Source organism: Desulfosporosinus fructosivorans (genome assembly GCF_004766045.1).
GTDB classification, from domain to species: Bacteria; Bacillota; Desulfitobacteriia; order Desulfitobacteriales; family Desulfitobacteriaceae; genus Desulfosporosinus; species Desulfosporosinus fructosivorans.
Window position 1 is genome coordinate 394,183 of the sequence record NZ_SPQQ01000005.1, and the last position, 10,990, is coordinate 405,172.

6 protein-coding genes are annotated in these 10,990 nt (G+C 49.4%); all 6 read right to left on the minus strand.

The genetic code is table 11. From position 1 onward, the window contains the following. Positions 1-216 precede the first annotated feature (216 nt). The gene (locus E4K67_RS16490) at positions 217-6,195 is read right to left on the minus strand and encodes a leucine-rich repeat protein (protein WP_135548558.1); all 5,979 of its coding nucleotides are present in this window, start codon (positions 6,193-6,195) and stop codon (positions 217-219) included. Between the two features lie 71 nt (positions 6,196-6,266). Further along, complete coding sequence (locus E4K67_RS16495) at positions 6,267-6,665, minus strand: hypothetical protein (protein ID WP_135548560.1); 399 nt, start codon at positions 6,663-6,665, stop codon at positions 6,267-6,269. A 129-nt stretch (positions 6,666-6,794) separates the two neighbouring features. Continuing rightward, positions 6,795-7,400 (minus strand): response regulator transcription factor, encoded by a 606-nt coding sequence (locus E4K67_RS16500; protein WP_243454508.1) that lies wholly within the window; start codon positions 7,398-7,400, stop codon positions 6,795-6,797. Then, a complete protein-coding gene (locus E4K67_RS16505; RefSeq protein ID WP_158408505.1) occupies positions 7,393-9,819 on the minus strand; it encodes a response regulator in 2,427 nt (808 codons plus the stop codon). Before E4K67_RS16505 ends, E4K67_RS16500 begins: the two co-directional genes overlap by 8 nt. Before the next feature lie 259 nt (positions 9,820-10,078). Continuing rightward, positions 10,079-10,279 carry a MerR family transcriptional regulator gene (locus tag E4K67_RS16510; RefSeq protein ID WP_135548566.1) on the minus strand — a complete coding sequence of 67 codons (201 nt, stop codon included), beginning with the start codon at positions 10,277-10,279 and terminating at the stop codon, positions 10,079-10,081. 347 nt (positions 10,280-10,626) lie between these two features. Next, entirely contained in the window at positions 10,627-10,812 is a 186-nt protein-coding gene (locus E4K67_RS16515; protein WP_420841549.1) for a hypothetical protein, read from the minus strand. Positions 10,813-10,990: the final 178 nt, after the last annotated feature.

A 10,990-nucleotide genomic window follows, 5' to 3' on the forward strand; every position in this document is an offset into this window, starting at 1 on the left:
TTGTATGATATCAGATAAATGTATGCATATATAATAATTGCTCCGTATTTATTTCGGCCTCCCGAAGAAGGGAAAACAGGTAATCATATAGAGTACCCCTTTCACCAGGAGCGTAGCGAAAGCCCTGTATCTGATACCCCAAAATCATCCGTCAAAAGCCACAAATATTGCAAAAGCCTACCCTTGTAAAAAAGGGCTCTTTATAAAGCAAGCAAATTATTGTCCTACCAACTGTCCAAGCTGTAGCTCGATGTCCTTACCGACTACGGCCTCTCCGCCGAAAATGGCCGTTCCGGACAGTTTTCCGGACTTGAGGTAATTCATGACCTGTTCGGACAAGCTGCCGTCCGCTAAAATAATCGGAGCCTTGTGTTTGGCCGCATAGACGCTGCCAGCCAGGGCGTCCGGGAAGTTGTTGCCGGTAGCGACACAGACAGTTTGGCCGCTTGAGCTTGTATTGAAGTATTGCGCTACGGCCAGGGAGGTGGCATAGCGGTCGGTACCACCAATCCTTACGATATCCGCTGGCTCCAAACCGGTGAGCTGAGCCACCTGGTTTTCCACGGCCGCACTGATTACCCCCTGCAGTCCGATGATATAGACTTTACCCGGCTTGATGGCGGCGATTTCCTGCCTGATAGCGTCGCTGATCCCATCTTTCTGGACTAAGAGTACGGGAATCTGCCTTTGGGCCGCAATGCTGCTGACAGATAAAGCATCGGGGTAGTTTTCCCCACTGACCAGTACCACCGGGGTTCCGGCCTTGACTTCCAATTGGTCCGCTATTTTAGCGGAAGTTTCATAGCGGTCCGCTCCGGCTATTCTGGTGAGATGGCTGAAACCGCTCGCTGTTATTTTGCCTTCCATGCTGCTGCCGACTACGGCGGTGCCGCCCAGGATATAGACCATCCCTTCCGGTTCCAGATTGGATTTCAGGTAATCCAGAACCTTTTCCTGGTCCGCTTCAGAGCTGCCAACCAGGAGAATGGGGGCATTGAGCTTGTAGGCCAATACACCGCCGGCCAGGGCGTCCGGATAATTGTCCGCCGTGGCTAAGACGGCATTTTCAATTTTGCCCGGATAGATTGCTTTGGCTATGGCCAGGGCCGTGTCGACCCTGGTAGGCCCCGCAAGCCTTGTTACGCCGGTGACGGCGGTCTTCTGCCCATAAACCACGGCGTAATAGCTGAAATGGGTGGTGGTAAAGATAACGGCACCGGTGGCCGGGTCAAAATGGCCATTGGGTACCGGGATCGCGTTGCCGCTGCCGTCAATATACCAGACGACGATGGGCTCAGGATCAGCCAGTTCCGCCGCTGTCGGCGTGTAAGGGATGCTTACCGTTACCGGCGCATTGGGATTGTTCCACTCGGTCTGCGCTCCATCCAGGGTCAGGGTGAGCTGGACAATAGGCCGATCGCCGATGGCCGCCTGCACTTCATCCGGTAGCCCGGACTTGTCGCCCTGGCCGATGGTTATGTCTGCGCTCGATCCTTCCGTTCCCGGAATTCCCGCCAGCATGTCGGCCGGAATGCTGACGCTGCCTGTACCGGTGGAGAAGGTTAGTGTACCTTCTCCTTGCGAGCGCGATAGGGAAGCGGCGGGTATTCCCAAGGTATAGGCATTCACTCCAGAGATGGAGGGTACAGAGATAGTCGTTCCTTCACCGGCAAAAGCGTCTCCTGTCAGAGTTCCCAGCTCCACCACAGCACTGCCCGCCTGCGTATTGACGGTAACCGGCAGGGTGGTTGCTGTCGTACCGCTCCCTGAAACAGCCGCGTAGTAAGTCGGCGTCGTGGTTGTGGCGCCGCTTCCTCCGCTGCCGGAGCCGCCACCGCCGTTATATGTGAAGCCGACCGTAATTGTGACTGCGTTTGCGGGCATAGTAAAGGTTGTGCTGGCGCTGTTGGCATTGGCAAAGGTTCCGCCGCCGGTGGATGTCCATTTATTGAAGCTGTACCTGGAGACAGGTGTCGCAGCAATGGTAATAATCGTACCTGCCGTATAATTGCCGCTGCTGCCGGTCGTGATGCTGCCGCCTGTTCCCGCCGTAATGGTAAGGGCGTAAGCGGGCGCCGGCAAATCGGTTACCGCAATCGGCACGGTCACATCCACCGTATCCGTTCCGGCACTGACTCTGACAATGACCGATGTTCCACCCGTTGTTACGCCGGTTATCGTCACCGTTCCGCTGTTCAGGCTTGCCGTCGCGGTCGCGGAGTCGGGAGCGGTCACAATGCTTGTGATTGTCAGCGGATCATGGTCGGCATCCTGCGCAATATCGGAGGCAGTGAAGCTGATAGAGCTGCCTGTCGTTACACTTTGCGCGGGTACCGGTGTTTTAGCCGTGGGCGCGGTATTCGGTGCCGCTCCCAGCGTGAAATTTACCGTATAGGTTTGAGTTGTTGCCGTATTCTCGGCGGTCACCACAACTGTTGCTGTACCTGGGAGGGCTGCCGCCTGGGTGATATTAACGGTTGCATGAGGGTCGGAAGGCGTTGCGCCGGCCGTGGATGCCGGGCTGCCGGGCAAAGTGCCGTAGGGCAGTTGAATATCATACTCATATTGGTCTGCCGCAAAACCGTTTACAGTGCTGCCTCCCACCGTCAGATCGCTTAATGAAGCATCGCTGCCGGGCGTATAATTTTGCACGGCTTCGACCGTCAGCGTGGCGCTGTTCCCGACATCAAAGGATATCTCGATATCCGCAGAGTCGCCTTCCGTCAGGTTCAGGCCGGAGATATAATTCTTATTGATGGTCAGTGTATTTCCATTTATTGTATAATCCATCCCCGCTGACAGGTGTTCGCTTCCGTAAACCGCGTCCGTAACACTTTGAGCGCTGTTCCAGGTTATTACGGTGGTCACGTCAGCCGGGTTATTGAGGTCGAAGGTGCGCAAATCCGGGCTTATTGCGGCACTAACCACAGGAGGAGTCTCTATCGTGTAGGTGAAGGCCGCAATACCGCTGTCTGACATACCCGACTTTACTGCATACGCCTTGACCGTTACTAATGAACCGGCTGCTCCGCTGATGGTCACGAAGGTTCCGCTTGGGCTGCCTGCGTTTGGGTCACTTCCGTCCGTTGTATAGTGTATGGTCGCTCCACTTGTCGTCGTAGCGAGGGTTACTGTTGAATTATTTGCTACCGTGGCTCCACTTGCAGGTGTTGCTGTGGGAGCCGCTGCCTGGTCAGGCGGTACTACAGCTTCGGTGGTTACTGCTCTCATGGTGTAGGCTGTTTTGTTTCCGGCTTCATCTTTGACGATGATGTTGAAGTAGTAGGTAGTGCTACTGTTTAAGCCGGTGATTTCCTTCGTATTGATATCTGTAGCATATGAGCCTACGGCAGTTCCGTTGGCTTCTATATTTACTACTGTGTCTATGTTGTTGCTGTTTGACCTGTAGACCAGATACTGCAATGCTCCCTGGGTGCTCACATTATCCGTCGCCTTGTTCCAGCTTAAGGTAACGACCGTATCCGTGAGGCCGCTGGCAGTGATGGTTCCATCCGCTACTGCTGGCGCGGTGGTGTCAGGCTCGGGCGGCGCTGCTTCCGTAGCCGGGAATACGGCAGTTACTACGCCTGAATCAGCCGCATTGCTTACCGATGTAGCTCCTGCTACCGTGAAGGAGTTGACTCCTACTCCGGTCAAGGTGTATCCTGCTTTCGGTGTCAGGGTTATGGTTGCAGTATAGATTGTGCTGGCACCAAACGGATTATCGGTCGGTGACCAGGTTACAGTTCCTGTATACTGAGCCGTTTCAGTTATCGTAGTAACAGGCGTTGCTCCTCTTTCAGGGGCGGTTACTCCCAGAATAGCAGCGATGTTGATTACAGCCGGTGATTCTGCTTCCGTGGCCGGGAATACGGCGGTTACCACGCCTGAATCAGCCGCATTGCTTACTGTGGTTGCACCGGCTACGATAAAGAAGTTTTCAACTACACCAGTTAAGGTGTATCCTGCTCTCGGTGTCAGGGTTATGGTTGCAGTATAGATTGTGCTGGCACCAAACGGATTATCGGCCGGTGACCAAGTTACAGTTCCTGTATACTGAGCCGTTTCAGTTATCGTAGTAACAGGCGTTGCTCCCCTTTCAGGGGCGGTTACTCCCGGAATAGCAACGATATTGATTACAGCCGGTGGTTCTGCTTCCGTAGCCGGGAATACGGCAGTTACTACGCCTGAATCAGCCGCATTGCTTACCGAGGTTGTACCTGCCACCGTGAAGAAGTTTGCTGCCAGGCCGGTCAGGGTGTAACCCATTTTAGGTGTCAGTGTGATAGTTGCCAAATACACGGTGCCAGCCGCAAACGGATTATCTGCAGGAAACCATATAACGGTTCCTGTGTATTGGTCTGTTTCCGTAATGGTAGAAACGGGAGACGCATTTCTTACCGGCGGCGTCACTCCAGGGATATCCGTTATGCTTATTAGAGTGTAGGTGGGGATGTTCTCCCAGATGGCGTACAGGGTGAGCGCGTTGGATGGCATGGTGACAGTCGCATCGGTGGCATAAGAGGTACCGCCTCCGTCTGACTGTGTGTTCCACTCTTTAAATTGCTGTCCAGAGGGCGGGGTAAAGGTGTTCGTTGCCGCTGCAAAGGTAGCACCCTGCGCCTTTGGACCTTCGGTCGGCGCAGTTCCTGACCCACCGTTTGCGTCATAGGTTACCGTATAGATCTGAACAGTGGTATAGCCGAGACTGTCATAGCCCGTACCTCCGGCAGGGTAATAGATTGTAAAACCGGAGGCAGTGTCCTGAAACGCATATGTTCCGATACTGGGAGCCGTGTTGCGCATAAGGGTTGCGGAAACAAGCTGAGAGCATGAACGAAACGCATTGATACCAATCGTGGTCATACTGGACGGTATGGTGACGCTTTGCAGGGAAGTGCAACTAATAAATGCACACATATCAATGGTGGTTACGCCGGAGGCAATACTGACGGAGGACAGCGACGTACAACCGGAAAATGCGTATTGACTAATGGTATTCACACCACCGGGAATGGAGACTGCCGTAAGAGATGAGCAATCCGTAAATGTGCCGTATCCTATTGTGATGATGTTTTCAGGAAGGTTGATGGCACTCAAAGAGGAACAGTTCCTAAACGCTCGATCTACAATATTCGTCACGCTGTCGGGGATGATTACATCAGTCAGATTTATACAATCCAGAAACGCAAATTGGCCTATCATGGTTACACCTTCCTCAAGAACAGCCTTTTTCACCGCATCCTTTGCGATGCCGGTATCCTCCCGCCACTTTGTTGTGCCGGTATCGCTGCTGATGGTCAGCGTTCCGTCCACGATGTCAAAGAGATAACCATCTCCGGAAACGGTCGCATTTCGCCAAACGGCATATAGCGTAAGTGCGTTTCCCGGCATGGTGACAATCGCTCCGGCGGTATAAGAGGTGCCGCCTCCGTCCGCTTGAGTATTCCATTGCTTAAAAGCTTTTCCTGTGGGAGGGGTGAAGGTGTTTGCCGCAGCCGGAAAAGTAGCCCCCTGCGCCTTTGAATCCTCAGTCGGAGCGGTTCCTGTTCCGCCATTGGCTTCGTAAGTGACGGTATAGATAGGTACGGCGGAATATCCGAGGCTGCCGTAGCCTGTACCTCCGTCTGGATAATAGATGACAAATCCGGAGGCTGTGTTGTCAAACACATTGCTGCCGACGGTCGGCGCAGCCATTCCGCGAAAGATTGCGGATGTGATTTGAGAACAGCTTTCAAATGCATAGTCGCCGATACTTGTTACGCTGGACGGGACAATAAGCGAACCGCTGAATCCCGTGCAATAGCGGAACGCGGCGATACCGATGGTTGTTACATTTTGCGGTATCGTCAGCGAACCGGTCAATTTGTTACAGTTATAAAACGCGGTATTACCGATGGCAGTTACGCTCTGGGGGATGACGGCCGATACCAGTTCCGTACATTCGCTGAATGCTGTATCGCCGATGCTGGTCACGCCATCCTGGATTATCACATTTTTGACGCCTGTCATTCTATCAATATTAGTGTTTGACTGCCAACTGGTCGTGCCTGCATTACTCGTAATGGTCAGCGTACCTGTATCCGTGTCAAATGTATACCCGTTGCCGATTTCTGCCGCCAGAGTGATTTGAGACGGCAGCAGTGTTATGACCATCATAAAGGCCAAGACCAACGAAAGAATTTTTCTTTTCATATGATTTCCTCCTCGTAATTTCTCATAAACTAAATAAAATGTGGTTCAAATGTCCCCTTTAAATTTGGTAATTATAAATGCATGGATATGCTTCGTGCTATGACGATGTATTCATCGGTTTTCCCTACATAATGAACAAACAGCTTGTTACCCCGTTCTGCCATCACGTCAAGAAAACCATCCTCCATACCGCCGCAGGATTCCCAAAACTTTTGGGCAGAATCTCTATGTTCCTGTGTTTCCAGAGCCCGAAGGGGCAATTCCTCTGACATGACTATACGCAGGCCTACGCTTTTTTCATCAAATGCACTGTAAAATACTCCGTCATACCGGATTTGTTGTTCTTCTCTGTTGGCATATATGACATTCAGGTCCAGTATTTCCTTGGTCTCATCCATTTGTATCTGCCGTATGCGCACGTTTCCGTAAAGAAAATGCTCGCCTACTTTTTCACACGCAGTATCCGACATAAAACCACCTCGTATCCATATTGTAGCAATTGGTTTTTCTTTACAATAGGTACTTGAGGTACACTCTTTTAATCTTGGGATAGTTTTTTGTACACAAAAAAACAGAGGGGCTTGCAGGGCTCCCCTCTGTTATTTTAAATATTGTTTGATTTCATTTCTGATCCTGATATTCAGTTTTGAAAGTATCCGTGAAACAAGCTTTTTCACATAGCTAAGGGAATAATTCAGCTCGCGGCTGATTTCATCATTGGTGAAGGACTGTGCCAACAGCTTTGCCACCTTCAGCTCTGTCTCAGTCAAAGGCTCTATCAGCAGCCTCAGCTTTTCCTCGTCCAAGCTGTTTTTTTCCCGCATTCGCCGACCGCCATCCAAGTGCACCTCAAGCCTTGCCAGCAGTATTTCCTGCACAAAGGGTTTCTTTATATAATCCACAGCACCTGATCGCAATCCCCTGATTTCGTTCTCCGCCTCGGAGAGCCCAGTCAGGAAAATGATGGGGATGGGTTCGGCCTCCTTGATTTTCTTGATTTCAGCTATGACTTCATAGCCATTCATGCAGGGCATATCAATATCCAATAGGATCACATCAGGTAGAATCCCCTTGTGTAAAAGCCGCAGTGCCATTTCACCAGATTGGGCAAGACTCACATCATACCTTCCGTCCAGCAGCTCCGCTGCCATTTTGAGGAGCATCATATCGTCATCTATCACAAGGACCTTGCTTTTTTCACACATGCCCATCCCGCTCCTTTGTTCTTAAGTATTCTTCAAACAATGCTTCTGCCTGTTCAAATTTCATATGTTCTACCGCAATAAGTACTTTTTCCAATCTTTCCTTTACAGAATTGTCTTGTGCAGAAGAAAGCAACACACTAAGCTCTTTTTTGGCTTCTTTCCACCGGTAGGCAGCGATCGCGGCCAGTGCCCTGCTTTTACAGACATCAAGTGCTTGTCCGCTATACTCATGCGGCAAGTCAGGCAATAGGTTGTCCAATGTGGAGACAAACCGCAAAAGCCCGTCGTTTGTACGGTTCCATTCCAATAGTAAAAGCGGCATGGCACTTTCGATATAGGCGCTGTCCCTGCACCGTTTTTCCATACGGGCAGCAGTATTGTATAGATCCAGCGCTCCCAGCGCATGCGCGTTGGATTTTAAGGAATGAATGATAAAGGCAAGGCTTTCAAAGTTTTTATCGGCATGCAGTTTCTCTGCCCGATTTTTTGTTTCTGCAAAGCCTTCAGTGAAAAACATTGCCCGTTTTTTATATTGCAGAATATCGCCGTTTAAAAAGTGAAGTCCCTCAGATAAAGAAATATCATGCTGTATAAGGTCCTTCTCAAGTACCTGCTTCACTTCGTCGGCAATCAATTGTTCCGTTGGAACCGGAACTGATTTTGTAACGATTTCAACCGGCAGACAGGAGAGCAGAACTGCCTCCAGCTCCTGCCACATAATGGGCTTTGTCAGGCAGCCCGAAAAACCTTCACGCAGGAACATTTCCTTTGTTCCTGCGATAGTATTGGCGGTCAGGGCTATAACTGCCGTATCAGCAATTAAATTTTGCTCCCGCATACGGCGAAGAGTCTCCACGCCGTCCATGTCAGGCATCATGTAATCTATGAGAATGACATGGTATTGATTTTCTTGTACCTTTTGAAGTGCTTCAGAGCCGCTCCCCGCAGTGGCAATTTGGAGCATAGTACGCCTAAGGAGAGATTTCACAACCTCCAGGTTTTCGACATTGTCATCCACCGCCAGAATTTTACCCTTTGGAGCAAGGAAGCTTTCCTCCTGCCGCTGTGCCTTTGCTTCCGACTCAATGTACCCTGCTCCTATCGGTGCAGTGTTTTTTATCTTTTGAGGAATTTCCACGCCAAAGGTACTGCCCTTTCCCCAAACGCTTTCTACGAAAATACGACCGCCCATACTCTCGGTCAGTTCTTTGGCAATAGCCAACCCCAACCCCGTTCCCTCAATATTGCGATGAGCAGGAAGATCCACACGGCCGAAGGCTTCAAACAGTAGTCCGAGGTTTTCTTCCTTTACACCGATGCCCGTATCGGCGACTGAAAGGCAGAGCAGGATGGAACCCGGTTCACTGTCCGGCTTCTGCTTTGCGGAAAAAGTGACTGAACCTACTGCCGTATATTTCACGGCATTGCCGATGAAGTTGGTGATGATTTGTTTGATTCGGGTTTCATCCCCCTCCAGCACAGAGGGGATGCTTTCGTCTACTTCCTTCAAAAAAGCCAGCTTCTTTTTCTCTATTTGCTTCCCGCCCATCTGTGCCATATCCGATAAAAGGCTTGCCGTCCTATAGGGCTTTTCGTAAAGCTCCAGCTTACCTGATTCAATTTTTGACATATCCAAAATATTGCTGATGATGTCAAGGAGCATTTCTCCTGCGGTTTGAATGTTTTCTGCATATTCCGTAATATGCTCGACAGTGCTTTCCCTCATAATCATTTCATTCATGCCCAACATCATGTTGATGGGAGTACGGATTTCATGGCTCATGTTGGCGAGGAAAGCGCCTTTTGCACGACTGGCTGCATCCGCCTGCTCTCTGGCTTGCTCCAGAAGTTCTTGCTGTTTCCGATACATCAGAAACTGGATGTACATGGTTACGCCCAATATCAGGCTCACGGCAAGAAAGCCGGTGATGATGTCCGAGAGAATTGCGGCCTCAGTGTCGAATGTGTGAACACTTTCGGGATGATTGTAAGCCCACAAGCATATCCCTACATAGACAGCCGACTCTAAAAGAGTCATTACAAGCATTTTTCTACCACTCACCATATAGACGGTGAATACCACAGCAAAGATAAAAAAGGAAGGCATACCGCTGTGATATCCACCTGAAGAAAAAAACAGGAGGGGAAACAGCAAGATAAATACCACGATGATAGTGATCATATAGCAAAGCTCGTATCGCTTGCTTTTAGCAGTATAATACAGCAGGAGGGCAGCCAGCAGAAATAAGCTGGTGTTTAGCAGCGTATTGGCCAGTCCAGCTCCGTTTACTACGGAAATAACTGCCATCACTATGCTGTTGAGTGCACTTGCTATTGCCAGCAGATTAAAGATTTTCACTCTAAAATCCAACTCCTGCCCGAAAAAAGCATTCTTGAGCTGTATATAAAATTGCTTCATATGTAATCCTCCGATATATACCATTGATTAATTATAACAAGACAGTTTGGATTGGAATAGTAACTTAAAGCAACCGGAAAGTATCCGTTGACGATCAAGGCAGACAGCTTAATATACTGTCTGCCTCTGTCTACTTGACATGGGGCTATTTATAAAGCACTGAGCTCCAGCTTTTGTTTTTGCAATTAATCTTGAAAAGCCAGCTTGCTCCAATCCAACGCCTGTCCGCCGGCTCCAGCACAAATTTCAATTGAGCGCATCAGACATCCTCCCCTCTATCATCGATAGTATCTTTATTCATTGTGCGTTCATCACGAGGCTTTTCAGAATTTACGGGTATTGCCCATGCATTACCTAGTCGCCAGGCACCTGATATTCGACCTTCTGCGCATAGGGCTTGCACACGCCGGGGAGTAATTCCCCATTTCAACGCAGCTTCTTTAGCTGTTATAAATTCCATAGCATCGACTCCTAAAGATTACATTTATACAAGTTAATTTTATTCGCAACTGCGAATAAATTCAAGCATATATTGACTTTACTCGTAACTGTCTTAAGAGCTTTTCAACTGTTATTATGACTGCTTATTGCTTACTTCTGATACACCCACTCTCTTTTATGCTCATATTTTTTATGGAATTTACGAGCGCAAAAGACAAGAGAAAGTAAAATGTTCTAATCAGCTTTTCCTAGTCATCTTTATCCTGCCAACACTAAAACCCTCAGCGACACTGAGGATTTTAGTCTTAACAGATGCTATTTTCAGGCAGGAAGAGCCTCTCGCAGCTGTTCCTGCCTCTATCTTAATCAAAGTATGAAACGCTCTTGGTTCATCACGATTCCGGATTTGAATTGGATCTCTATCAGATCGTCCTTAACGGCCTTGATGCTCTGCAGGAGCCTCCTTACTAGATCGTTATCAAACTCCCTGACCTCGCAGGTAGTTTTCTTCAGGCAGGCATCCATATCATCCAGCCTCTGCTGAAAATTCACCGCTGTTGCCTGTTCCTGTAAAATAGTAAATTGTTGTGTTCATACAGTCCTCCAATTTGAAAAGTTATCGTTAAAAGCGAATGTCATATATAAAATACCCTAATCATGACCACCCGCTTAGCGGGTGGTTTGCTCTAGCCCTATAAGGGCATGATACAGGCTGAGCCTTAAGGCTCAT